This window comes from Fodinibius sp. GM108 (assembly GCF_058386985.1).
On record NZ_JBYEIR010000005.1, the window covers coordinates 71,197 to 95,134 of the forward strand.

The following is a 23,938-nucleotide window of genomic DNA, read 5'->3' on the forward strand; positions in this document are numbered from 1 at the left end:
CATAAACACTCCGAGGTAGTGAAACTGCTTCGCTATCTGCAGAAAGTACAACTTCTACATTACTACAGGCAGACGAGCCTGTGAGCTAAAGCCGGCTTTACAGTTGTTTTATCATACCCTTTTAAGAAGGACTGCTCAAGTAAGGAGGGATATGTTCTATCATAGCTATGCAGCAGATGACAAAATCAAAATCGATACTGCAGTCCTATGGAATGCGCAGTTCCAAAGCCGGTTTCAAAGGGAATTAAAGCATAATTCACGATAATATTTGCCACGGTTATGCCCGCACCGGCACTCCAATGCCTGACCGTGTCTCCCGTCTTATACCCGGTTCGCAAAGCAATGATATTTGCTACATCAAACTCCAGGGCAATACTGGTGTAAATGTCATCCGCAGGTTCACTTTGTGTGGTACCGCGAATAGACTTGATCGGAAATACCCAGTCATTTTTTAAATTGACGGCAATAGGCAAGTCATCATTCTTGGGCGGCAAAAAAGTTAGTAGTCTGGCATCAAAGCCGGTACGAAAGGTAGTCGGCAGAGAAGTAGCTTCATTTCTTAGCTCACTCATTTCACCAAGATTCAGCAGACTGGCACCCAGCTGAACTTTTCCTTCCATGATTCGAGCACCGGCACCAAAACTGGCGGCATATCCTGATGCATTGTAGACGTGAAATTCTTCGTGCAGGAATTGAAGTGCGCCGCCCAATGCTACGGGTCCAAATCGATAAGCATAGCCGCCACTAAGTGATACAGAACTCATATTAAATGTTCCATCCGGAGGCCCGGGTTGATTACCACGCAACGGAATACCATTAACTTGTGAGCCAAGAAATCCAAAGGCCAATGCACGCGAACCTTTTCGCAAATTTACTCCCGCATTGGAATGGTCTAAATCTCCTATCCAAAGGGTATAGGTACCATTAAGACTTGAATTTTGCTCGAATGCCAGGTTGGCCGGATTTGTATAAAGGTTGGATGCTCCCAATAGATCAGCAGTTACCGCTTGATTGAGCCCCAGTGCCTGTGCGTTGGGACCGATGGTAAGCATGTCCAATCCCGACTGTTGTGCAAATGAACTGCTGCAAATAAATAGCAATGCAAAGCAGGTCCCGATGAAGTAACTTAATTTACTCATAATGAATTTTGGAGATCCCTTAGTATGATGGGCAAAATATGGTCAGATTTTAACACAAAAGCATAATATAAAATGTGTTAACTTTAGGGATTGATTACCTAAATATTCACAAGAAGGAGTTGTGGGTTGCGAGTTATGGGTTTTTGCGTTGCGAATACAGTTCTGTGGGAGCTCTGCTCCCGAGGTAAATATGGGTTATTTGTTCTGTAGTCCAGGTCATTCCGAAGAATTCAGTAGTTTCCTGCATGATGAGGAATCTCAACTATATTCGAGACAACTCAATCGTTACATGGCAAAGCATGAATTAGTATATGAAATCCCACTCCCGAAACTTCTGCAACGATGACAAATAGTAGTGATATTGACCGGTGTGCTCTCAATCAAAGCACATTGTTTTCGAATTTCTCGTTCTCCAACCGGTCCAGAATCACCGAAGAGTGGATTAGTCAATGATGAGGAATTCTTCGTGATCGGAAAGGTTATCAAATGGCTGGAGGGATATCACTCATATGAAAATTCTGTTTACATCAGTCTTCAGTCCAAGACAGATAAAATGGGATCATTCCTTGTAAACAGGAGGGTTGAAGATCTCATTCAACAATATAACTTTAACAAGTAGTATTTAACCCTCACAGGATAATTCAAGTTTACAAAATAAAGTTGTTGATTTTCGAACAGCCGGCTATTATCTTCAGGTCGTTATGCAAAAATCAGCTCATAAAAATATCAGTTGGTGGTGGCTCCGAAAAATCGGAGCAGTGGCATTTTTATAAGCTTGATTGACTAAGGATTTAGAAAGCCCACTGCAGGAAAACTGGAGTGGGCTTTTTTATTTGATATAAGAATTAAATTAAATCACTAAGTGCCCAAAGAGAGTGTATTTTTTCTCAGTGATCTTAGTGCCTTAGTGGTAAGAAATATGAAATATGAATAAAAAAGAATTCAAAAAGTTAGCGGAAGAATACACGGCAGTTCCGGTTTATCGCCGACTTATGGCCGATGTATTAACTCCGGTATCGCTGTTTCTATCCCTGCGGAAAGATGCCCGCTATCCCTTTTTACTGGAATCTGTGGAAGGCGGAGAACAGGTGGCCCGATATTCATTTTTGGGACGTAATCCTTATCAGGTACTGCGATACGATGGCAAAGAAGTTACCCTGAAACAAAATGGAAAAACCGAAATTCTTGATCAGCCTTATTTTGATGCGCTGAAAGAGTTGACGACTCAGCATTGTGAGCCAACAATTCCCAATCTGCCGAGATTAACGGGCGGCGCGGTAGGATTTTCTTCCTATGATACCGTTCGGGAAATCGAGCAGCTCGAAAATACTCCACAGGACGATATCAACATTCCGGAAGCTATCTGGGCTTTTTATGATGAAATTTTTGCTTTTGATCACGTTAAGCAGCAGGTGATCATTATCAATACGGTTTTTGTGGATGATAATGAGCCAATCGACAATTTATATAGTAAAGCACAGGCTCAGCTCGATGAAATGGAAGAACTGGTTTATCAGCCTGTACATTCGACAGATTCATTTTCCATTAATCCGGATAATCTTTCGAGCAATATAGCACAGCCGGATTTCGAACAGATGGTTGAGAAAGCGAAAGAGTATATTTATGAAGGGGATATCTTTCAGGTGGTGCTTTCCCAGCGATTCGAAACGGATTTCAGCGGCGATCGCTTTATGTTGTATCGCGCGCTGCGGATGGTAAACCCGTCGCCGTACCTGTTTTTTCTCGATTTTGATGAATTCGGACTTATCGGTTCTTCACCGGAGGTATTGGTTCGCGTGCAGGATGAAAAAGCTCAGCTTCTGCCCATTGCGGGGACGCGACCCCGTGGCAAGACGCCTGAGGAGGATCTGGAGCTGGAAAAAGATCTCAAAAATGATCCCAAAGAAATTGCCGAGCATGTTATGCTGGTTGATTTAGGACGTAATGACCTGTCTCGCGTTTGCAAGCCGGCAACTGTGAAGCCGGTCCGCGAGCAGGTGATCGAACGATATTCACATGTAATGCATATTGTCTCTGATGTGAAAGGGGATCTGGCCGAAGATAAAACTTCGGTCGATGCGCTAAAGCATTGTTTCCCGGCGGGGACGGTCAGCGGTGCCCCGAAAATTCGGGCGATGGAGATCATTGATGAGCTCGAGCCGACGAAACGCGGTCCCTATGCGGGAGCGGTTGGCTATTTCGACTTTTCCGGCAATATGGATACATGTATTGTGATTCGCACCATGCTCGTTACCGATTCAAAAGTGTATATTCAGGCCGGTGCCGGAATTGTCGCCGACAGCGATCCCCAAAAAGAATATATAGAAACAAAAAATAAGGCAGATGCGCTTGTTGAAGCATTGAGTGTTGCTCTGTCAATTACTGACTAGATTTTTATTGCGTACTGCGTATTGCGTATTAATTGAGTACCACGCAATACGAGATACGCAATAAGGAAATAAATTAACTCTAAAACGATAAATATTCAGATGCAGATGAAAACGATATTGTCAGGCATACAATCCTCAGGTAAACTCCACCTTGGTAACTATTTCGGAGCCCTGCGTCAGCACATCCAGATGCAGGAAGAGGGCGATGCCTTTTACTTTATTGCGAATTATCACTCGCTGACATCAATTGACGATGGCGAAGAGATTTATCAAAATACAATGGATGTTGCGCTGGATTATTTGGCATTGGGCTTGGATCCCGACAAATGCACCTTTTTTGCCCAGAGTGATGTGCCCCAGCATGCCGAGCTGGCCTGGATTTTAGGCACCTTTTGTCCCGTTAGCCTGATGGAAAAAGGAGTAGCTTATAAAGATAAAGTGGCACAAGGACTCAAACCCAATATCGGGCTGTTTACCTATCCGATCCTGCAAGCGGCCGATATCCTGATGTATAATGCGGATCTCGTGCCCGTAGGGCAGGATCAGAAGCAGAATATAGAGATTTGCCGCGATTTAGCCGGTAAATTTAATCACAATTATGGCGATGAATACCTGAAGCTGCCCGAGCCACATATTTTGGAATCGGTGGCGGTGGTGCCCGGTATCGACGGACAGAAGATGAGCAAGTCGTACGGAAACACCATCGGTATTTTTGATGAGGGTAAGGAGCTTAAGAAAAAAGTGATGTCCATAGAAACAGATTCCACGCCGCTGGATGCTCCGAAAGACCCGGAAAGCTGCAACGTTTTTGCACTGATTAAGCTTTTTGCGGATGAAGAAAAGCAGAACGAGATCGCAGAAAAATATCGCGCCGGCGGGTATGGATATGGACATGCAAAAAAAGAACTATTGAGCATGATTGAAGACTACTTTGCCGAAGCGCGAGCCAGGCGCAAAGAATTGGCACAGGATCTGGACAAGGTTCGGGATATTCTTAAAGAAGGCGGCAAGAAAGCTCGAAAAAGGGCAGAAGAAGTAATGAAGCCCGTTCGGGAAGTGACAGGACTGTTTAAGACTTATGAATTTACCAGTTAAATCAGAATCCCGCAGATTTCGCACATTACGCAGATTAAGATTTCTGCGCGATTTGCGTAATCAGCGGGCATACTAAAGTTTGTTAAAACAGGGAGATTGTAAACAATGATTTTAATCATCGACAATTACGATTCGTTTACTTATAACCTAGTGCATATTGTGGCGCAGTATACCAACACCTACAAGGTGGTCCGTAATGATGCACTGACTGTGGATGAAGTTCGGGAGCTAGATCCCGATAAGATACTTATTTCACCCGGTCCCGGACGCCCAGCCGATGCAGGCATAACCGAGCCGGTGATAAATGAGTTTGGAGCAGAGAAATCAATTTTAGGAGTCTGTCTCGGGCACCAGGCGATAGGGGAAGTATTCGGCGGAAAGGTTATTCATGCACCCAAATTAATGCATGGCAAAACATCGCTGATAAAACACGACGGAAAATCTGTTTTTCGAAATATTCCGGATGAGTTTACCGCTACACGTTATCATTCGCTGATTTTAGATCCCGACAATATTCCTGATGAATTGGAGATATCTGCCCGGAGTGATGATGGAGTGATTATGGGATTACGGCACCGCGAATATCCTATTGAAGGTATCCAGTTTCATCCCGAAAGTATCCTGACTATAGAAGGTCCTAACATTATAAAAAACTGGATGGAGCTGGAGAATGATAGAAAGAAGATTGAATATTGATATTTCGTGTCATGCTGAATTTGCTTCAGTATCTGGGTTGATAGATCCTGATCTGACAGCTGACGGACAAGATGACATCATAGTTCAAATTTAATTTAATAATTATCTGTAATTTATTGTCATGAAGCCAAATACAACATTTAGTTCAATTTTAAATAGGCTGGTACGGGGGGAAGATCTCGAAGAATCTGAAGCAGAACAAGCCCTTGGTCGAATTATCAATGGAGAAGTTTCTGATGAGCAGATTGCTTCTTTTTTAACTGCAATGCGTACGAAAGGCGAAACTACGGAAGAGCTTACTGCTTTTGTACGCGTGATGCGGGAGGCAGCTATAAAACCGGATGTGGAGGTTGACGGCGCTGTGGATTTATGCGGGACCGGCGGCGATAGTTCCGGAACATTTAATATCTCGACTGCTTCGATGTTTGTTGTAGCCGGAGCAGGTGTTCCGGTGCTTAAGCATGGCAACAGAAGTGTTTCCAGCAAGAGTGGTAGTGCCGATGTATTGGAAGAGTTGGGAGCTGTTATTGACCTTGAAAAAGAAGAGGTAGAAGAAGTATTTGAAGAGACGGGACTGGTCTTTATGTTTGCGCCTAATTTTCATCCCGCCATGAAGCACGTAATGACCGCCAGACGAAAAATGGGTATTCGCACCTTCTTCAATATTTTGGGGCCGTTATTAAATCCCGCCGGAGTAAAGCGGCAGATGATTGGAGCTTACAATAGAGATGTAGCCCGACAGATAGCTCACATCCTGGCAAATTTGGATACCGAATTCGCTTATACGGTAAATGCTCACGACGGACTTGATGAGGTAAGTTTGTGTGCCCAGTCCGAAATTTTTGAGCTTAATCGCAGAATGGTAAAAGAAGCAACTACATTTGATCCCCGGTCGCTGGATTTTGAATGGAGGGAGCTTGAATCGCTCCAAGGAGGGGATGCAGAATATAACGCGGATATTATCCAGTCTATTCTTGATAACACTTCCACAGATGCACAGCGGGATGTTATATTACTTAATGCTGCCTTCGGGATCCACGCTTCCGGCAAAGTTGAGCATCTGACAGAAGCCCGTGATTTGGCCGAGGAAAGTTTGAGATCGGGACGGGCGAAGAAAGCATTGGACCGCTATGTTGAAGCTTCAAATGATATTGCAAATTAGGGGAATATCATGCCGAATATTTTAGAGGAAATTGTTGAGCAAACAAAGATTGATCTCAAAAAGCGTAAGCGAAAAATCAGCTTTAATGACTTGGGAACTATGGAGTTATACGAGAAGCCTTCGAGAAATTTTAAGGATGCACTTCAGCTTGAAAATGATGTAGCTCTTATTGCTGAAATCAAAAAGGCCTCTCCTTCGAAAGGATTGATCCGCAAAGATTTTGATCCGCAAAAGTTAGCTGCGCAGTATCAGGAAGGTGGAGCCTCGGCAATCTCTGTACTGACTGATGAACCAGCTTTTAAAGGTAGTCTAGATTACCTTGAAATAGCTGCAAGGGAAGTAGCTATTCCATTGCTGCGTAAAGATTTTATTGTTGATCCCTATCAAGTTAAAGAGGCTAAAGCTTACGGAGCAGATGCGGTTTTGTTGATTGCTACTATTACCGAAGGAAGTCAATTGGATGAGCTGCTTCACGCCGCGAATGAATTTGATCTGCATGCACTGGTCGAATGCTATTCGGAAGATGATGTTCAATATGTTAATTTTGAGAACGTTGATATACTCGGAGTTAACAATCGCGATTTGCGCTCTTTTGAAGTTGACCTCCACCGCGGAATTGAACTGCTGCATAAAGCTCCTGAAGGAACCGTGTTGGTATCAGAAAGTGGACTCAGCAGTGCCGAAGATTTGAAGCTTCTTTTTGATGAAGGGATTCATGCTGCTCTTATCGGAGAACACTTTATGAGACAGGCTGATCCCGGTGAAGCTGTGAAGAAAATGAAAGAGGAATTACAGGAATTGATACAGAACTAATAAATTTCTCCCGCTGATTACGCTGATCTCGCGGATCGGTTGAATGTAATCTGCGACTTCTGCGCCATTTGCGGGCTAAAAGGTAAGCATATTTGAAGGCACGAAAGCAGGAATCAAGTTAGAATGGAAATTAAAACAGGTAATAACTAACTAAATTATAATTGAAATTACCCGCTGATAACACTGCCAGCGCAGATATTTGTGCGATAGGATCAGCGTTGCTGATCAGTGGAAGTACTAAGATATATGTTAGCAGACTCTGAGGAACAAACCAAAGTAAAAATTTGTGGAATTACTTCGCTTGAAGATGCCCGTTTTGTATCGGGAGCATTGGCTCACTATATGGGATTTATCTTCTATGAAGAAAGTCCGCGTCACGTTACACCGGCAAAAGCGGGAGCGATAATCAACTGGCTTCATGGACCTAAATGTGTTGGCGTATTTGTCAACCAGCCACTTGATGATGTAAATATGATCGGACGTCAGACGGGAATCGATATTGTTCAGCTTCACGGCGATGAACCTCCTGCTTACTGCTCGCTGGTGGATAAACCGATAATTAAAGCCATTCATGTTGAACATGGAGACACTGCTTCAGATTTAAATAAGCGTATCAAACCTTATCTTGATCACATTGACTATCTTCTTTTCGACACCAAAGTAGATGGAAAGTGGGGCGGTACGGGGCAATCGTTCGACTGGTCAATTTTGGAAGAAGTGGCTCAGGACGTGCCGTATTTTCTGGCCGGTGGATTGAATCCTGATAACATCCGGGAAGCCTGCAAGCAGGTGCATCCTTACGCAGTGGATGTTTCCAGCGGATTGGAGTTAAAACCGGGTGTTAAGGATTTTGACAAAGTGGATGCCTTTATGGAGGAGATGCGGGATATTTGGGAAAAGCAGGAGAGTCATGAGTAGTGAGTATTGAGTAATGAGAAAACAAAAATCTTTAAAGACTGATGTCATCCTGAACCATAGTGCTGAGCTTATCTCAGTATCTTTTTCAGGATCTATAAGAGAACTTAATTGAAGAGATTATGAAATACGATTTACCGACGAAAGAAGGATATTACGGCGATTTTGGGGGAAAGTTTGTCCCTGAAATTTTGATCCCGGTGCTTGAGGAGCTGGAGGAAGCATATGAGGATGCCTGGAATGATCAGGATTTTCAGCAGGAGTTCCACCAGCTGCTGAACGAATATGTGGGACGTCCCACTAAGCTTACCTATGCCGATCGTTTGACAAAGCATTATGGTAAGGCCCAAATTTACCTCAAGCGTGAGGATCTTTGTCATACCGGCGCCCATAAAATCAATAATGCCATTGGTCAGATTTTGTTGGCTCAGCGGATGGGCAAAGACCGCATCATTGCTGAAACCGGAGCTGGTCAGCACGGTGTAGCTACGGCAACAGCTTGTGCCAAATTTGGCATAGATTGCATCGTGTATATGGGTGCCGAGGATATGGAGCGTCAGAAGTTAAATGTAGAACGTATGCGTTTGTTGGGTACGGAAGTGCGTCCGGTTACCAGCGGCTCCCAAACATTGAAAGACGCCACCAACGAGGCTATCCGCGACTGGGTAACCAATGTTGAAGATACTTTTTATATTATCGGCTCAGTAGTGGGACCGCACCCGTATCCCAAGATGGTGCGCAATTTTCAGCGGGTAATTGGTGATGAGACCCGTCGCCAGCTACAAGAGGCGGTGGGAAGAGAAACCCCCGATTATCTGCTGGCATGTGTGGGCGGCGGATCCAATGCCATCGGTATTTTTTATCCCTTCATTGAAGATGAGTCGGTAAAAATGTACGGACTCGAAGCAGCTGGGTTAGGTGCTGAAACCGATCAGACTGCAGCTACATTAACCATTGGTGAGCCTGGTGTTTTACACGGATCGATGAGCTATTTGCTGCATAATTCTGAAGGACAGATTCAGCTGGCGCATTCCATATCCGCGGGACTAGATTACCCGGGCATTGGTCCCGAGCATTCTTATCTGCATAAATCAAAGCGAGTGCATTATGAAAATATTACCGATGACCAAGCGATGGAAGGAGTGAAGCTGTTATCTGAAACCGAAGGTATTATTCCAGCTCTAGAAACAGCTCACGCTGTGGCTTATTTGGATGAGCTGATGCCAAAAACCTCCGAAGATGAAATTGTAGTGCTAAACTGCTCCGGCCGCGGTGACAAAGATATGGGAACTATTTCTAAACACCGATGAAACTGATTTATCGGATTAATTTGATTAAAGTTTTCAACTATTATGTCATCCTGAACTTGTTTCAGGATCTATAAGCAAGGTTTCAATGATTAAAACAAAAATCAAAGTAATTCAACTAAAGCTGTGATAAGCGTCCGCGCTTATCACCTCCAAGCGTGGACGCTTGAAGTAGCGTTTTAGTAAGAGTAGGATCTATAAACAAATTTTCTATGATTAAAACAGAAAACAGAGTAGCGCAACTTTTTGAAAAGCACGATGGCTCAGAAAAGATCATGAGCCTTTTCTTAACCGCCGGCTATCCGGATGCGGATGCGACCGTGGATCTGATTCTTGGCTTTGAAGAAAATGGAGTCGATCTGGTGGAGCTGGGCATGCCGTTCAGTGATCCATTGGCTGACGGACCTACGATTCAGTATTCCAGCAATAAGGCCATCGAACAGGGGATCACCATGAAAAAAATCCTGCAGATTGTTGAGCAGGTCCGAGCAAAATCCGAGATTCCGATTATCCTAATGGGATATATCAATCCGGTGTTGAGATATGGGGTGGAAAAGTTTTGTGAGGATGCAGCTACAGCAGGTGTTGATGGGTTGATCATCCCGGACATCCCCATAGAAGAGTCGGGAATTATGAAGGATGAAGCGGAGAAAAATGGATTGCCGATGGTCTATCTTGTTGCGCCAAATACTTCGGATGAACGCATGCGTGAAATTGATGCACGGTCGCAGGGTTTTGTCTATTGTGTATCGGTAACCGGAGTTACCGGGGCTCGTGAGGGTGATGAGGTTGCGAAATCGGTTCAGCGTTTTATCGATCGCGTAAAAACTAATGTGACCCGTAATCCGAAAATGGTCGGTTTTGGCATCAAATCCCACAAAGATGCCCAGCGCATTGCTGCCGATATGGATGGCTTTATTGTTGGAAGTGCACTGATTGATACAATTCGTGAGCATTATCCACAGGAAGGATGGAAGGATGATGTGTTTGCTTTTGTTCGATCGTTGAAGTATGGTAAGAAGTAATCATTTAAATGAGAATATTTGCTATGAAGACTATTGGAAAAATTTCAGCTTTAATACTACTAATTGCTGTTTGGGTTAGCTGTGACGGGGATTATCGTCAAAAAGCCCGCGGCAGTTTTGGTGAGGTAATCGTGTTGATGGATTCTGCCGATCATGAAAGTAACATTGCCGATGCAATTCGTGAAACTTACGGAAAGTGGGTGCAAACAATTCCGGGCAAGCCCCCGATGTTTGATTTGCGATTTCTGGATTTTCACTCCAACGAGCAGCTGGAACAGTTAAAGCGGTACAAAAATATCGTGATCGCCGCTCCTATTGATGATGAGTCCAATGTAGGCGAATTAATTCGTGCACTGTTAAGTGACGAGGTTGAAGAAAATGTACGCAATGGCAATTCGTTTGCATTTCCGCTTGAAGATCAGTGGTATCGTGATCAATGGTCAATGATTCTTACGGCTCCTAATGACTCGGCCTTGGCCGAAAGAATACGAAATTCTGAGGCTACTCTTACTAACAGTTTGATGGAAAAAGAACTTGAACGCTGGGAGTTAGAGGTCTATGATCGTGGTGAACAATTTGCGCTCGAAGATAGCTTGTGGGAAAATCACGGTTGGAAAATAAGAGTACAGCACGACTGGGAAAAGAATATTGATACTACCTATACCGGTGACAATGAAAAATACAATTTTTTAACTATGCGTCGGCCGCTGCCCCAAAATGACCGCTGGTTTTGGGCATGGTGGAAAGAAGTAGATGATATCAGCCATGTCGATGACGAATGGATCAATGCCAAACGGGATACGCTGATGGAAAAATGGATCAGAGGGACGAGAGACAGTTCGTATGTTACTACAGCCAGAAAACGCCCCCACAATACGGAAACATTCGAGATGAATGACAACCTGGTATATGAAACACAGGGAATATGGACAATGACCGCAGATGCGATGGCTGGTCCGTTCGTTAACTTTACAGTTTACGATGAGGATACAAATCGCTTATTTATGCTCGAATTTGCACAATTTGCTCCCAAATACGACAAACGTCGTTTTGTGCGCCAGTTCCGGGCAATGTTGCGAACATTTGAAAGTGATTCTACTTGGCAGCAAGATGAAAATAGCGCTGTAGCAAAAAATTAGAAGGATTATCTGTGAGCAAAGACAAATTCATTGATGATGCACTTTCGCAACGAAAGGAAGTGCATCAATTTCGGCAGCTGACATCATATGAACCGCTGGATGAAATCAGAATCACTGATGGCGAGCAAAAGCTTATTAATTTCAGCGGTAACGATTACCTGGGACTTTCGAAACATTCTCATGTTACTGGTCGGGCACAACAATATGCGAAAGAGTATGGGGCAGGAGCAACGGCATCCCGCCTGATCAGCGGAACATATTCTATTCATGAAAAGACCGAACAAAAACTGGCTGAAACCTTTGGATGGGAGGCGGCACTGATTTTCAATAGTGGGTTCCAGGCAAATAGTACTATTATCAGCACAATAGCCGACCGCCATTCATTAATACTTGCTGATAAGCTAAGTCACAACAGTTTGTTGCAGGGATTCCTGTCCAGTCGGGCTACCTTTCGTCGATTCGAGCATAATTCCATTTCTGATCTCGAGAATCATCTCAAGAAGGCGACCACCGAAAATTTCTCACGTATTTTTGTAGTTACAGAATCGCTGTTCAGCATGGATGGTGACAGAAGTGACCTTGAGGCTATTGCTGAACTATCCGAGACTTATGATGCATGGCTGTTTGTTGATGACGCTCATGCCGTGGGAGTTTGGGGCGAAAATGGTTTGGGATTAACAAATGGTATTTCTGGCATCGAAATGGTGCTTGGAACCTGCGGAAAAGCTTTCGGTGTATTTGGTGCTTTTCTGCTTTGCTCCACCAAAATGAGAGATTATCTGATTAACTTCTGTCCGGGATTTATTTATACCACTGCTTTGCCGCCGGCCGTGATTGGTGCTATAGAAGCATCTTCAGAACTTATTCCGGATATGGAATCGGATCGTGCTCGTCTGCGAAAACATATCAAAGTAATGCGTGAGGGAATCCATGAAGCAGGATTCGAGACTGGCGAATCAGAGTCTCAGATTATCCCTATAATAGTGGGGAATGAACAAGAGACGCTGCATCTTTCTGAATATCTTGAGCATAAAGGTTTTTTAGCTACGGCCATTCGTCCGCCTACTGTGCCGAAGAACAGTGCCCGGATACGAATAACATTATCCTCACAGCATTCGAACAGACACATCAACGATTTTCTAACAGCACTAAATAATTGGAATGACAGCTAACCTTCAAATAAAAGCATTTCACGGCTGGGCTTTTTCCGGGGCTGACTGGGAATCTTGGTCGGAGCAACTTTCTGAGTTCGGAGATTTTCAGTCATATGACCGCGGATATTTTAATCAGCCTCATGAAATTGAGATTCCTGACAGTGATAATATTATCCTGATCGCCCATTCTTTTGGTCTGCATTTTATAGAGGAAGAACTATTTGAAAAAGCCGACCTGTTGATCATAACTGGTGGCTTTTTGCATTTTCATCCCTATGCTGCCCAGTATAAACGCCGTTCACGGCTCGTCTTACGGGAGATGATCAATAACATGGAAGTTAAGCCGGAAGAGGTTTTGAAGAAGTTCTATGAGAACTGTTATGCTCCCCAGAAGTTTAAAAGAAAAAAAATTAAAGAGATAAATCATCAACTGATGCTCGATGATTTGCAAGAACTGCAGACATCACAAATTAATATCGAATTGCTGAAAAAGGTTGGTAAAATTTGTATCCTTCACGGCTCTGAAGATCAAATTGTGCCAAAGAAGAAAGGTCGAGAAATTTATACGCAGCTCAGTGAAAAAGCTCGCTATTTTGAAATTAAAAGGGCAGGACATGCGCTGCCTTTTACTCATCACCAGCAATGTCTGGATTTCATCCTCCCTGAAATTACTGATAAGAATTAACTATAGATAAGAAACACTTAAAAAAAAGAGCAAGAAGTTACAAAATGATTACTATCCCCCCAAAGTTTTACCCAATGGATCAGGCAGGGACTTCATTTTTCCTTCCTCGGGAGGGGAGTAAGGAGTGGGTAAAAGTATTACTAACTCATGCTTATAACTACAAAAGCCGTAAATCATAGATTTGAACAGATCATATGGACAAGCTGACAATGCTTTCCCCGGAACTGAAACAACAAATTGCAGAATCATTTGGCTCGGCGGCTTCTTACTACGATGAACATGCCGAAGTTCAGAAAGAAGTGGCCGAACGTCTGATTGCTTCACTACAGCCGTGGAGAGATATTATTCCCTCGGGACCGATTATTGAGCTGGGATGCGGAACCGGTTTTGTAACTGAAGGACTAGCTGACCTTTATAGCAAGAAAGAAATTCATGTAACAGATATATCAGAACAGATGGTGGAGTTCTGTCGCCAAAAATTTTCTGATGCTGGTAATCTTTCTTTTAATGTACAAGATGCTGAAGATCCACCTTTTGATGAGCCTCACTATGCAATGACGGTGTGTGGTTTTTCGGCACAGTGGTTTAAAGATCCGGCGCAGACACTGGGGCAGTGGCTGCATGCAACAAAACCCGGTGGACTTTTACTGGCGTCATTCCCCGGCGACGAAAGTTTTCCACAGTGGCGTAAAATGTGCAAAGAACTTGGTTTACCTTATACCGGGAATGATCTGCCTGATGTGGAAGAGATGGTAGTAAAGATGTCACTGGGCCCGGCGCAGGTAGATTATTATGAAGATACGATTACCCGGACGTACGAAAGTGCCCGGGACTTTTTCAATGAGCTAAAAAAGCTTGGCGCGGGAATACAACGCCGCGGGCGTTCACTGTCACCGAAAGAATTATCCCTGCTTATCGATCATTGGGATCAATCAGCTGATGGACAGGTCAAGGTGAGTTATCACGTCGTCTTCCTGGCGGTGAAAAGGGATTATGATTCGTAGAAATATGTTTTGAATTGGGTATTAAGATAAAGAGTAAAACACACCTCTAAATCTCTTCCGAAAGCTTTCAGAAGGGACTTTTCAGCTTATTTTGAGAATAGGCGTTTCCCTCCTGAGAGGGGACAGGGGTGGGTTAGAATAGAATTCATAATTACTCAGATCAATCCTAATATATTTATAAATAAAAATTGAATAATAACTTCATGTATTCTGACAATTGGCCTTCGGAGATATTTGTAACCGGAACAGATACCGGAATCGGTAAAACAGTAGTAGCGGCTATGTTGGCCCAGGGATTGAATGCAAGCTATTGGAAACCGATTCAGGCGGGACTAGAGGAGGAGACAGATACGGAGTTTGTTATGCGGACAACTGACCTTTCTGACTCCCAAATCAAGCCTGAACGATATCGTTTAAATACTCCTATGTCGCCACATGCAGCTGCAGATATTGACGGCGTTTCAATCAAAATGACAGATTTTGAACTACCCGATTATGAAACTGAGCACATAGTAGTAGAAGGAGCCGGAGGATTGCTGGTACCTTTCAATGATAAAGATATGATTATTGATCTAGTCAGTTATCTGGAGCTGCCAGTAGTTCTTGTAGCTCGCAGCACGCTGGGGACATTGAATCATACGTTTCTATCTTTGGAGGCCTTGCGAAGTCGCGATATTCCTATCCTGGGAGTTGTGTTGAATGGCCCCCGGCACGAGAGCAACTATGAGACTATTGAGGAGTATGGAAACATCAATATTTTAGCTGAGATTGAATACATTGAAGAGCTAAATCCCACCTCGCTGTCTCAGAGATTTAAAGATAAATTTATGCAACCATTGGTGTCATAGATATCTGTGTAACTTCGCAAATATCTGTGAGCGCTCTAGTTACCCAGGTTTAATTAACCACAGAGGAATCAGAGGATCTCACAGAGTTTTACAGTGTTAATTATTCTTTCTGCAGATATCTCCGCGAAACTCTGTGTTATAATAAAAACTTAAAAACCAGTATTATTAACGATGTCCGATTTTCATCCAAATATTTGGTACCCCTTCACTATCCTTAAAAATGCTCCCGAGCCGTTAAAAGTCAAAAGTGGTGAAGGGCTTTGGTTAGAACTCGACGATGGTCGTCGCATTATGGATGCCATATCTAGTTGGTGGGTAAACACATTTGGACATTGTCATCCTAAAATAACTGAGGCTATTACCCGTCAGTCAAAAGAGCTCGAGCACGTAGTATTTGCCAATTTTACGCACAATCCAGCTGAAAAAGCCGCCGAAAAAATTACCGAGGTACTTCCTGGTTCTCTTAACAAGGTATTTTATTCGGATGATGGATCCACCGCTGTAGAAGTGGCGATGAAGCAGGCCTATCAATATTGGCGCAACAAAGGACAGGAGCGCAAAAAGTTTATCTGCTTCGAAGGCGCATACCATGGCGATACATTTGGTGCCATGTCGGCCGGCGAACGCTCGGTTTTTACCAATGTATTCCAGGATTTACTGTTTGATGTGGATTTTTTGCCTTACCCTGATACCTGGATTGGTGATAAGACGGTCGGCAGCCGCGAGAATGAAGTGATTCACCAGCTTGAAGAGATGTTAACTAATAATCCCGAAACCTATGCGGGAATCATGATTGAACCGCTGGTACAGGGGGCGGGAGGCATGAAGATGTGCACCGAAGACTTTCTGCAAAAGCTGCACTGGGTCAACCGCCAGTTTGATACACTGCTCATTTTTGATGAAGTGATGACCGGCTTCGGTCGTACCGGCAATTGGTTTGCATGTCAGAGGGCACAGGTGGAACCGGATATTATCTGCATGGCCAAAGGACTTACCGGCGGATTTCTACCACTTTCGGCAACGGTTTCGTCGGATGAGGTTTACGAGACGTTTTACAGCAGTGATCCTCAAAAAACTTTTTGGCACGGGCATAGCTATACAGCTAATCCGCTGGGATGTGCAGCAGCCATAGCGGCCTGTGAGCTGATGGAGGAATATAAGCAGGTATATTCAGTAATGGAGCAGTGGCATGCCGATGAACTCCATAAACTACGCGACCATCCACGGCTGAAAAGGCATCGGGTAAAGGGGACTATTGCGGCTGTTGATATTGATACCAGCGGCAGAGAACAGGCTGCCGTGGATCCCTATACTAGTGAGGTGCTCCGGGATGAAGATGGCTATCTGAATTCCGTAGCAGATGATATTAAAAAACGATGTGTTGATTATGGTCTTTTACTGCGCCCGCTGGGCAATGTATTGTACCTGATGCCGCCGTACTGTACCACCAGGGAGCAGCTGTCTAAAATGTACCAGGGGATTACGGAGTTGTTGGAAGAGTAGGATGATTGAGCTGATGCCGCCGGTTATTTTTAATGTTTGAAAATGTAGATCATTGGCGATGACCTTGGACCACAACTTATAACTTGTCATCTCGACCAGTGGGAGAGACCTTTGTTTATGGTGAGAAAAATAACAGTTCAGACTGTACTGTTAGAATAAATAGAAATCAGGTACTTTTTTTATTAGCGATTTGAAGGTTTTAATCAACCGGTTGGTACTTTGTGCAACTCTGCGTCTTCTCTCTGAAGCTTTGTGAAATAAAATCCCCCCCGCTGATACGTGGCCGCCCCTCTCACGAGGGGACTTTTCTGTTGCCTGCTATTGTCCATTTGTAAAGACAGGAGTCGGGATTGAAGAATTTGGAAAATGGTTTTTTAGCGGAAAAATATACTTACAGTTATCTATTTTACTTGTTTAACTTTTTAGTTCCGTGATCTTTGGGAGGCAATTGACGAGTATATGTAATGCTCTGGTCGATAAATTTTTGGAGTGCTTTTGAGTGCTGATAAATGCTGTCATCAATTAAAATGAAATCATCATAAAGCCCTTCATCCGGGAGATATCGGTGAATGCCGGGGCGATCCACTAGCATTTGGGACAGCTTTTCACCGATCCGTGCAACCATCATATCCTCATAAACACCCAGGCACATATTACCGTTAAGTGTATAACTAACGCCGTTAGATTCCTTTTTCTTTGTCAGCTCTTCATTATCGATCAGATGGTGGTCCAGCAGATCTTCGAGATGTTCATTGTAATCAGCCAAAATGAGATAATTTATTGAAGTATTGGATAATTCTAATATCTATTTAATTCGGGTAATAAAAAAACGGCGAACATTTTCTCCTGATATCAATTATAAATATTAGGTACAGCATTATTCTAAGAGGAGCTAAAACAAAATAGCAGTTAGTAATAAATATTAAATTTAAAAAAGATGACTATGAAAGGGTTAACATTGTCTATTATATTTTCTGCAATCTTTTTACTGGTGCAAACAATTGCAGTGGGGAACGATACGCTTGATCGTGATGATGCATTGGATCTTTTCAAGCAGCATATAAATAAAATAGTTGAGAGGGTTGAAAAAGCCGAAGATCCGGCTCAAAAACGTGATATTTTGAATAGTTCGTTCGATAAAATGATCACAACTTTTGATAAAGTTTTAAATAGAAAGCTCGCTTCTTCGGATGATCGTAAGGCAATTAAAGCCTTGAAAGCTAACATACAAGAGAAAAAGAATGAATTGAATGGAACAGAAGGTTATCGAAAAGTGGCGGATAACAAGCTCAGTAATTTTGCGAATTATGTACAGCAAGATCTTGAGCAAGCTGATACAGTGGTAATTAGCATCAGCGCTACACTTTTAGCTGTCATTCTTGTATTACTCTTGTTGTTATAGAAGAGTACTAACCTCATGAAATCGGCTCTGCATATATTTCTGATCGGCTTATTAGCAGGCTTGGGATTAGTCGGGTGTCACTCACCAGGTGAATTGATCACTGATGAACCAGCGAATTCCACTTCGGCAGCCGAACAATCTGAGATTCATTATTCTGCGATCTATATCGTTCATGGCGATGCCAATTATCTGTATCATGATGAGAATGGGAGCGCCCGACAGGCTGATCAGGAAAAAGTAAAAGAAGCCATATCTGTGGCGGAGCAGGCTGAACACGGTGAAATTTTCATTTTTTACCAGCGACCCGAAACGAAGGTGTTCGGAATCTTTCCCCGTAAAGATCGGCTGTTGCTGCATTACCGCCATGGAAAACTATTACATCGGGAGCGGTATTCACCAAATTCTGCCGACAGCAGTTTTGTAACTGAGCGTCAGCTTTTCGACCAGTATCGTGCGGAACAGGTGAACCGTAAATTTCTACTTTATTTTGGCCATGAAATCCCGCACTTGCAGCAAACCAGCTATCATCGTTCTCGTCCCAATGCCAGCTTTAACATTCAGCTTTTTGCCGATGGTGCTGAATCTTTTTTAAATCCTGATCAAAAGTTTGACCTAACGGTGTTGTCAACCTGTGACAACGGAACTCCGGTTATGGCTTCAAAGATACAGCCGATTTCCCGCTATATGTTAGCATCGCCGCAAAATCTACACCTCTCACATATCGATACGCCACCGCTTTTAGAGCTTGAAACGGATCCGCAGAAAAAAATATTTTCGCTTGCCCAATTGATGGCCAGAGAAACATACGATCGGCTGCAAAACTTTCTGGAGACTGCTATTACCTTGTCAGTGTATGATTTGGAAGCGATAGAATCACTGGATCTGCTTACAAAAAAATATACAGAATACCACAACCAGCAGTCCAATACATCCATTGAGAAAGAGAATATTGACTGTGCCGAGCTTTCTTTTTGGGATGGGGCAGAGTCCTCGAAAATTCTTTACAAACCTGCTAGCTTTGGTGCTAAAAGCAACCGCGAATCTCATTCAGGATGGGGCTGTCAAAAATAAGTAGGAGTTATTCGGCAGGTAACTGGCTGTGAATAGCATCACGCAGTTTCCGGGGTTTAGCTACACCTCTGAAGTACGATTTCGGAAAAGTAAAGCCAATTAAAATTACAGAGCCAGACCCTCTGAGTCGGTCGCGGAGCGAACGGGTACAGATGACATTATCAATTTTATTTAGCGGCCAGTCCTTAATACGGATATAATACATTCCTCGTTTCTGTATAAATCGCCGGTTGGTGACAACAAATTGATGGGTATAAAAAATCAACAGATCAAAAAAGAACAGGAATATAGCCGGGAATATTAACCACCAATAGACTGTGCTACAGATAAATGCAGTTCCCGAACGTACAAACAGAGAAATATGAGGACGAGTTAGGAAAATAACTTCCTCATCTTTAGCAAGTTTATCGTCCAGCCAATCCATTACTTATTCGTAAAGTTGATCTTTTTCGTGAATTCGGGATTCTGTTAATGAAGATTCGAGCTTTTGTATCTTTTCGCTGATATCAAGCGGCACAGCAGCCGATTCGTCAGAAAGCATTTTTTTGAAAAGCAACAGGGCTTGTTGCCTGCATTTTTGAGACTTGCTGTATAATCTCTGAGGCAGCATATCAGCTTCTTCTATAAGTAAATCAGCTACGGCACCTGCCAGCTCGGATTGGAACTGTCCGTTTATTTTAAAGATGTCACATGTCTCTTTTAAACTAAGATCGTTAAACGATTTAGGATGGTCTTTGGTGATTCTCTTAAAAGCATCTTCTATCTCATCGACGGCTTCCTGGTATTGGTTCTGATTTTTCTTGAAAATAATTTGTTGTAGTACCTGCGTAAGGTACTGTATTTGGCGCATTAGGAAGTCTTGTTCGTGTAGTGTCATAGAAATTATGAAGTGCCTTCCTCGATTTTTTCTTCTGCTTCTTCTTTCTCTTTGTCATCAGCTTCACGTTCTTCTTGCCTGATCTGTGCATCTGCTTCCAGGCTCAGTTCAATATAAACGGGGAAGTGGTCGGACCCAAAATAATCGAGCCTTTTAAAATCGATTAGTTTGAAGTGATTAGAGTGGAAGCAGTGATCAAGCGGGAAACGGATAAATGGATATTTTGCATGAAAGGTATTAAAAAAGCCGCGTCCAACACGTGGATCCAGTAATCCACTGATATCTTGGAACAGGTAATTTGTTTTGGACCAGGCTACATCGTTTAGATCCCCCAAAACAACTGTCGGATTTTCGATATCTTTAATATTCTTGCCCACCATGAGCAGTTCGGCGTCTCTTTCAGTGGAATGTTCACTACCTGTAATAAACGGGGGCCTGGGATGCAGGCAGTGCAGATTCATTACATCTCCCGAAGGCAATTTTATCTGACCATGTATTGATGGCACATCATCCTGGACCAGAAAATTAATCTGTGGATTTATGAGCTCAAGTTTGGAATACAAAGCCATTCCGTAAAGATTGTCCAGTGGCTCTTTTACAACATAAGGATAGATCTCTTCAAATTCTTTAAGCTCACTGACCCACCATTCGTCAGTTTCAAGAGCGAGGATAATATCCGGGTCAGCATTTTGAAGTATGTTGATCAATTTTGTTGATTGCCGGTTTCTCATTAGCACATTGGTACAAACGATGCTGAGGCTTGGCGAACCTTTCGGGTTTTCACTATTCTCGACCTGCTTTTGTACCAACCGGGTATAGGGCAAAATCATATAACACTGAAATATCAAACATCCGAACAAGACAGCAAGGAGTATGATATCGGCAGAAGCAAGATCATCCCAATAAAACAGATATCCGGCCAGTGTTACGACAATTATTGTTGTTATTTGCAGTCTCGGAAAATCAAATCCTCGTATCCACCAGTTATCTTTGCGAATTAGAGGTAAAAGTGTGGCCGCAACCATCAGGATTCCGGTAATGAATAAAAGGGTTTTCACATTGAAAAAGCTGAATTAATTTTTGTAGTGACGCCGGGGTGGTAGATTCCACGTTTAGATTTTTAATCTGTTAATATTAATCGTAATGTAATAACAATAAAATAGTTCCAGCTACAAATAATTGGTGAAAAAGTTAATAATGGTCTGCCGAAGATAAGACCTTTAACGATTCCGATCCGCCGTGGACCCCAATTAAGGTCCATTTTTTATTCTTTCTGATATAAATTTCGGTCCAACGTCCTTTAATAGCTCGAACATTTTCTTGCTTGTCCCGAATGTTAGCACGATAGCGATAGTTTGTTATTCCCACCTTATGCTCATAAACAGTAATCCCGAGTGGATACAGCTCGTAATCGAGTAAATGATTGGAATTATCCTTGATGGAATGAATAGCATAACTCCGGTCATGGGGGACCAGGCTATTATCATCCCATCCTTTGTAATTGGAGTGAATGGCTTCATTAATAGTAGCTAAATCGCGCTCCAGTGAGCATTCCCAGAGCTCATGAACGCGGCTCCATAATGCTTGTTCTTCTGCAGACAGGTGATTAGTGGTTAGCTTTTCCATGACAGCCTCTCCCTCTTATGTATATTTGTAATAATCTTCTTTTAACCAATCCTTCTAGTAATTTTACTAAAACGCGATATAACTACAAATTAAACGTATTTAACGATGAGAGGTTCGAGTTGTCAGATATCAGCTGCCCCTATTTAAACTATCAGCAACAAGGACCAGTTAGTTGCTGATAGCTGACAGCTTGTTCCATGATTTTCAATGAATGCCAAACTAATTTTAACAGCTAAAGAGGGCAGGGCACCTGATCTAGGTCAGGTTATTGGTTTTTTTACGAGATTCTTCAGCCATCTGCTCGTGGTATTGATTCAGCTTGTCAACTAAGTTTTCATCCTGCATACTTAGCATTCGCACAGCTAAAAGCCCCGCATTACCGGCCTTTCCGATCGCCACGGTAGCAACAGGTACACCCGGCGGCATTTGAACGATTGAATAGAGACTGTCTAACCCACTTAACGTACTTGTTTTAACAGGAACGCCGATTACCGGGAGTGTAGTATGGGCGGCTGTCATTCCCGGTAAGTGAGCGGCACCTCCCGCACCGGCAATGATTACCTGGAGGCCTCGATTTCGTGCCTTTTTCCCATACCCGGCCATATCATCAGGGGTGCGGTGGGCAGAAACAACTTGTTTTTCGTAAGGCACTTCAAATTCATCCAAAATTTTACAGGCTTCTTTCATAGTGGGCCAGTCGCTGTCGCTACCCATAATTACGCCTACAAGTGGATTTTCTGATTTGCTCATGATATAACTGATTTAACTGTGATATTTTGCAATTCCACCGGAAAATGAAGAAATGTATTGAGGGATACAAGACATTCTGAGGTATCAGGAGAAATAGACAGATCAATCCATTTATTACAATCCAGATAGAAATTTTAGCAATTAATTTTATTTAACAGTTATGCTTTTGATGAAAAAAATCTCAATATTAGATCAATGAAAGAGTGACATTTGATGACTAATAAACGAGGAAGGAGAGAGCAAGGTCAGCATAAAATTTTACCATCATCTGTACTAAAAACAGGCACGATTAAATAAGAAGTATGGATGAGGTAAAGAAGGAGGACGTCATGCAGTAGTGTTTGTCAATTCATTCTCACACGATTGGGATTGAAATTTGTTTATGTAGCAGTAAACAAACGATTCCTCAAAACCGTTGCTATCCCTACTTAATCTATAACAAAAAAATCCAAGAGGAAAACAAATGGTTTTGAATTGCATAATTGCTGATGACGATAAGACATCACAGGCGGTACTTAAAGCTTTTATTAAGAAACATGATCGGCTAAATCTTATGGGAGTTGCAGGAAACGGGGAACAGGCTTTGAATCTGGCAAAAAAATATGACCTGAATCTTGTTTTTTTGGATGTTTCGATGCCGATTATGAATGGTTTTGAATTTTTAGATCATTTAGAGCGGCATACTAATTTAAAGGTTATACTGGTGACATCAGAGAGAGAGTATGCTCTAAAAGCATTCGAATACAATATTTCTGATTATCTGTTAAAGCCGATTTCCAAGCATCGTTTTCGGCAGGCTATAGACTGGATTATTCAATCTACCGGTACCGATCATGTATACAAGCCTATCTCCCAAAGTGATTTGATGATACGTGATCTCATACAGGTAATGATTTCCAGTAAAACTGATGTTATATCTCCCGAACCCTCTGCTGAAAGTCCAATCGGATACGATTATCCTTTTTTAGCGGATAAACTGAATTTTGACAGCAAGTCTGAAATGCTCCGAATTTTAGAAATTGGTGAAAATGAAAAATTTTTTAAAGGGTTGTATGATAGCGATATTACTTTCTTGAAATGAGTAACAGGGCTTTCTCCACTTCAGTTCTTCGGTCAGTCCGCAGTCGAGAAGGATTGTTCGCAATCTCTTCATCTCTTGCTGCCATCTTTTAGCACTGCTTACATATTCATTAACCTTGGGATTCATTCTATTCTCGCTCATAGCGTTTTATTTTATTTGACGTGAGTTCAAGGTGAGAAACTGTTTTGGATTAAGGGAACAACATATCATTTATCCAACAGGTAATGAGAATTCAAGTTCGGGATTAACATCGAAC

Annotated in this window: 24 protein-coding genes; 17 read left to right on the plus strand and 7 right to left on the minus strand. The window is 42.7% G+C overall.

Annotation, left to right across the window (positions count from 1 at the left end; all coding sequences use genetic code 11):
- Positions 1 to 185: 185 nt before the first annotated feature.
- Positions 186 to 1,139 (minus strand): PorV/PorQ family protein, encoded by a 954-nt coding sequence (locus tag ACT3ID_RS10495; RefSeq protein ID WP_491541983.1) that lies wholly within the window; start codon positions 1,137 to 1,139, stop codon positions 186 to 188.
- A gap of 926 nt (positions 1,140 to 2,065) precedes the next feature.
- Here ACT3ID_RS10495 and trpE point away from each other — a divergent pair.
- The 14 genes from trpE (at position 2,066) to bioA (ending at position 16,875) form a co-directional block, all read left to right on the plus strand.
- On the plus strand, positions 2,066 to 3,529 hold the full coding sequence (trpE, locus tag ACT3ID_RS10500) for an anthranilate synthase component I (protein ID WP_491541984.1): 1,464 nt from the start codon (positions 2,066 to 2,068) through the stop codon (positions 3,527 to 3,529).
- Positions 3,530 to 3,634: 105 nt separating this feature from the next.
- Positions 3,635 to 4,624: a tryptophan--tRNA ligase gene (gene trpS, locus ACT3ID_RS10505; RefSeq protein ID WP_491541985.1), complete on the plus strand. Its 990-nt coding sequence runs from the start codon at positions 3,635 to 3,637 to the stop codon at positions 4,622 to 4,624.
- A gap of 105 nt (positions 4,625 to 4,729) precedes the next feature.
- Positions 4,730 to 5,320 carry an anthranilate synthase component II gene (locus ACT3ID_RS10510; protein WP_491541986.1) on the plus strand — a complete coding sequence of 197 codons (591 nt, stop codon included), beginning with the start codon at positions 4,730 to 4,732 and terminating at the stop codon, positions 5,318 to 5,320.
- Between the two features lie 121 nt (positions 5,321 to 5,441).
- Positions 5,442 to 6,482, plus strand: coding sequence for an anthranilate phosphoribosyltransferase (trpD, locus tag ACT3ID_RS10515; protein WP_491541987.1), 1,041 nt, complete (start codon positions 5,442 to 5,444; stop codon positions 6,480 to 6,482).
- A 9-nt stretch (positions 6,483 to 6,491) separates the two neighbouring features.
- Positions 6,492 to 7,295: an indole-3-glycerol phosphate synthase TrpC gene (gene trpC / locus ACT3ID_RS10520; RefSeq protein WP_491541988.1), complete on the plus strand. Its 804-nt coding sequence runs from the start codon at positions 6,492 to 6,494 to the stop codon at positions 7,293 to 7,295.
- A 246-nt stretch (positions 7,296 to 7,541) separates the two neighbouring features.
- Positions 7,542 to 8,213 carry a phosphoribosylanthranilate isomerase gene (locus ACT3ID_RS10525; protein ID WP_491541989.1) on the plus strand — a complete coding sequence of 224 codons (672 nt, stop codon included), beginning with the start codon at positions 7,542 to 7,544 and terminating at the stop codon, positions 8,211 to 8,213.
- Positions 8,214 to 8,332: 119 nt separating this feature from the next.
- On the plus strand, positions 8,333 to 9,520 hold the full coding sequence (gene trpB / locus ACT3ID_RS10530) for a tryptophan synthase subunit beta (RefSeq protein ID WP_491541990.1): 1,188 nt from the start codon (positions 8,333 to 8,335) through the stop codon (positions 9,518 to 9,520).
- A 209-nt stretch (positions 9,521 to 9,729) separates the two neighbouring features.
- On the plus strand, positions 9,730 to 10,542 hold the full coding sequence (gene trpA, locus ACT3ID_RS10535; protein ID WP_491541991.1) for a tryptophan synthase subunit alpha: 813 nt from the start codon (positions 9,730 to 9,732) through the stop codon (positions 10,540 to 10,542).
- A 23-nt stretch (positions 10,543 to 10,565) separates the two neighbouring features.
- Complete coding sequence (locus tag ACT3ID_RS10540; RefSeq protein WP_491541992.1) at positions 10,566 to 11,681, plus strand: DUF4837 family protein; 1,116 nt, start codon at positions 10,566 to 10,568, stop codon at positions 11,679 to 11,681.
- An 11-nt stretch (positions 11,682 to 11,692) separates the two neighbouring features.
- Entirely contained in the window at positions 11,693 to 12,853 is a 1,161-nt protein-coding gene (locus ACT3ID_RS10545; RefSeq protein ID WP_491541993.1) for an aminotransferase class I/II-fold pyridoxal phosphate-dependent enzyme, read from the plus strand.
- Positions 12,843 to 13,520 carry an alpha/beta fold hydrolase gene (locus ACT3ID_RS10550; protein WP_491541994.1) on the plus strand — a complete coding sequence of 226 codons (678 nt, stop codon included), beginning with the start codon at positions 12,843 to 12,845 and terminating at the stop codon, positions 13,518 to 13,520. Before ACT3ID_RS10545 ends, ACT3ID_RS10550 begins: the two co-directional genes overlap by 11 nt.
- Positions 13,521 to 13,714: 194 nt before the next feature.
- Complete coding sequence (locus ACT3ID_RS10555; RefSeq protein WP_491541995.1) at positions 13,715 to 14,524, plus strand: methyltransferase domain-containing protein; 810 nt, start codon at positions 13,715 to 13,717, stop codon at positions 14,522 to 14,524.
- 203 nt (positions 14,525 to 14,727) lie between these two features.
- A complete protein-coding gene (gene bioD / locus ACT3ID_RS10560) occupies positions 14,728 to 15,372 on the plus strand; it encodes a dethiobiotin synthase (protein WP_491541996.1) in 645 nt (214 codons plus the stop codon).
- A 171-nt stretch (positions 15,373 to 15,543) separates the two neighbouring features.
- Positions 15,544 to 16,875: an adenosylmethionine--8-amino-7-oxononanoate transaminase gene (gene bioA / locus ACT3ID_RS10565; RefSeq protein WP_491541997.1), complete on the plus strand. Its 1,332-nt coding sequence runs from the start codon at positions 15,544 to 15,546 to the stop codon at positions 16,873 to 16,875.
- Between the two features lie 406 nt (positions 16,876 to 17,281).
- Here the strand turns inward: bioA and ACT3ID_RS10570 are convergent, their stop codons facing one another.
- Complete coding sequence (locus ACT3ID_RS10570; RefSeq protein WP_491541998.1) at positions 17,282 to 17,641, minus strand: hypothetical protein; 360 nt, start codon at positions 17,639 to 17,641, stop codon at positions 17,282 to 17,284.
- 177 nt (positions 17,642 to 17,818) lie between these two features.
- On the opposite strand from ACT3ID_RS10570, the gene ACT3ID_RS10575 reads away from it, so the two are divergent.
- Both ACT3ID_RS10575 and ACT3ID_RS10580 read left to right on the plus strand, forming a co-directional pair.
- Entirely contained in the window at positions 17,819 to 18,277 is a 459-nt protein-coding gene (locus tag ACT3ID_RS10575; protein WP_491541999.1) for a hypothetical protein, read from the plus strand.
- 15 nt (positions 18,278 to 18,292) lie between these two features.
- On the plus strand, positions 18,293 to 19,348 hold the full coding sequence (locus tag ACT3ID_RS10580; protein WP_491542000.1) for a hypothetical protein: 1,056 nt from the start codon (positions 18,293 to 18,295) through the stop codon (positions 19,346 to 19,348).
- A gap of 7 nt (positions 19,349 to 19,355) precedes the next feature.
- On the opposite strand, the gene ACT3ID_RS10585 is transcribed toward ACT3ID_RS10580, so the two are convergent.
- From ACT3ID_RS10585 to purE, 5 genes are all read right to left on the minus strand, one after another.
- Complete coding sequence (locus ACT3ID_RS10585) at positions 19,356 to 19,772, minus strand: PH domain-containing protein (protein WP_491542001.1); 417 nt, start codon at positions 19,770 to 19,772, stop codon at positions 19,356 to 19,358.
- 3 nt (positions 19,773 to 19,775) lie between these two features.
- A complete protein-coding gene (locus ACT3ID_RS10590; protein WP_491542002.1) occupies positions 19,776 to 20,198 on the minus strand; it encodes a hypothetical protein in 423 nt (140 codons plus the stop codon).
- A 32-nt stretch (positions 20,199 to 20,230) separates the two neighbouring features.
- A complete protein-coding gene (locus ACT3ID_RS10595) occupies positions 20,231 to 21,283 on the minus strand; it encodes an endonuclease/exonuclease/phosphatase family protein (RefSeq protein WP_491542003.1) in 1,053 nt (350 codons plus the stop codon).
- A 133-nt stretch (positions 21,284 to 21,416) separates the two neighbouring features.
- Positions 21,417 to 21,851 carry a nuclear transport factor 2 family protein gene (locus ACT3ID_RS10600; protein ID WP_491542004.1) on the minus strand — a complete coding sequence of 145 codons (435 nt, stop codon included), beginning with the start codon at positions 21,849 to 21,851 and terminating at the stop codon, positions 21,417 to 21,419.
- 255 nt (positions 21,852 to 22,106) lie between these two features.
- Positions 22,107 to 22,601 (minus strand): 5-(carboxyamino)imidazole ribonucleotide mutase, encoded by a 495-nt coding sequence (gene purE / locus ACT3ID_RS10605; protein WP_491542005.1) that lies wholly within the window; start codon positions 22,599 to 22,601, stop codon positions 22,107 to 22,109.
- Positions 22,602 to 23,070: 469 nt separating this feature from the next.
- On the opposite strand from purE, the gene ACT3ID_RS10610 reads away from it, so the two are divergent.
- Positions 23,071 to 23,682, plus strand: a complete 612-nt coding sequence (locus ACT3ID_RS10610; RefSeq protein WP_491542006.1) for a LytR/AlgR family response regulator transcription factor — start codon at positions 23,071 to 23,073, stop codon at positions 23,680 to 23,682.
- Positions 23,683 to 23,938: the final 256 nt, after the last annotated feature.

Coding starts and splice junctions, on each gene's coding strand:
- ACT3ID_RS10525 (WP_491541989.1), top strand. CDS start 7,542: ATGTTAGCAGACTCTGAGGAACAAACCAAAGTAAAAATTTGTGGAATT.
- trpB (WP_491541990.1), top strand. CDS start 8,333: ATGAAATACGATTTACCGACGAAAGAAGGATATTACGGCGATTTTGGG.
- ACT3ID_RS10540 (WP_491541992.1), top strand. CDS start 10,566: ATGAAGACTATTGGAAAAATTTCAGCTTTAATACTACTAATTGCTGTT.
- ACT3ID_RS10585 (WP_491542001.1), bottom strand. CDS start 19,772: ATGGATTGGCTGGACGATAAACTTGCTAAAGATGAGGAAGTTATTTTC.
- trpE (WP_491541984.1), top strand. CDS start 2,066: ATGAATAAAAAAGAATTCAAAAAGTTAGCGGAAGAATACACGGCAGTT.
- bioD (WP_491541996.1), top strand. CDS start 14,728: ATGTATTCTGACAATTGGCCTTCGGAGATATTTGTAACCGGAACAGAT.
- trpD (WP_491541987.1), top strand. CDS start 5,442: ATGAAGCCAAATACAACATTTAGTTCAATTTTAAATAGGCTGGTACGG.
- ACT3ID_RS10510 (WP_491541986.1), top strand. CDS start 4,730: ATGATTTTAATCATCGACAATTACGATTCGTTTACTTATAACCTAGTG.
- trpS (WP_491541985.1), top strand. CDS start 3,635: ATGAAAACGATATTGTCAGGCATACAATCCTCAGGTAAACTCCACCTT.
- ACT3ID_RS10495 (WP_491541983.1), bottom strand. CDS start 1,139: ATGAGTAAATTAAGTTACTTCATCGGGACCTGCTTTGCATTGCTATTT.
- ACT3ID_RS10580 (WP_491542000.1), top strand. CDS start 18,293: ATGAAATCGGCTCTGCATATATTTCTGATCGGCTTATTAGCAGGCTTG.
- ACT3ID_RS10550 (WP_491541994.1), top strand. CDS start 12,843: ATGACAGCTAACCTTCAAATAAAAGCATTTCACGGCTGGGCTTTTTCC.
- purE (WP_491542005.1), bottom strand. CDS start 22,601: ATGAGCAAATCAGAAAATCCACTTGTAGGCGTAATTATGGGTAGCGAC.
- ACT3ID_RS10555 (WP_491541995.1), top strand. CDS start 13,715: ATGGACAAGCTGACAATGCTTTCCCCGGAACTGAAACAACAAATTGCA.
- ACT3ID_RS10600 (WP_491542004.1), bottom strand. CDS start 21,851: ATGGAAAAGCTAACCACTAATCACCTGTCTGCAGAAGAACAAGCATTA.
- trpA (WP_491541991.1), top strand. CDS start 9,730: ATGATTAAAACAGAAAACAGAGTAGCGCAACTTTTTGAAAAGCACGAT.
- trpC (WP_491541988.1), top strand. CDS start 6,492: ATGCCGAATATTTTAGAGGAAATTGTTGAGCAAACAAAGATTGATCTC.
- ACT3ID_RS10590 (WP_491542002.1), bottom strand. CDS start 20,198: ATGCGCCAAATACAGTACCTTACGCAGGTACTACAACAAATTATTTTC.
- bioA (WP_491541997.1), top strand. CDS start 15,544: ATGTCCGATTTTCATCCAAATATTTGGTACCCCTTCACTATCCTTAAA.
- ACT3ID_RS10575 (WP_491541999.1), top strand. CDS start 17,819: ATGAAAGGGTTAACATTGTCTATTATATTTTCTGCAATCTTTTTACTG.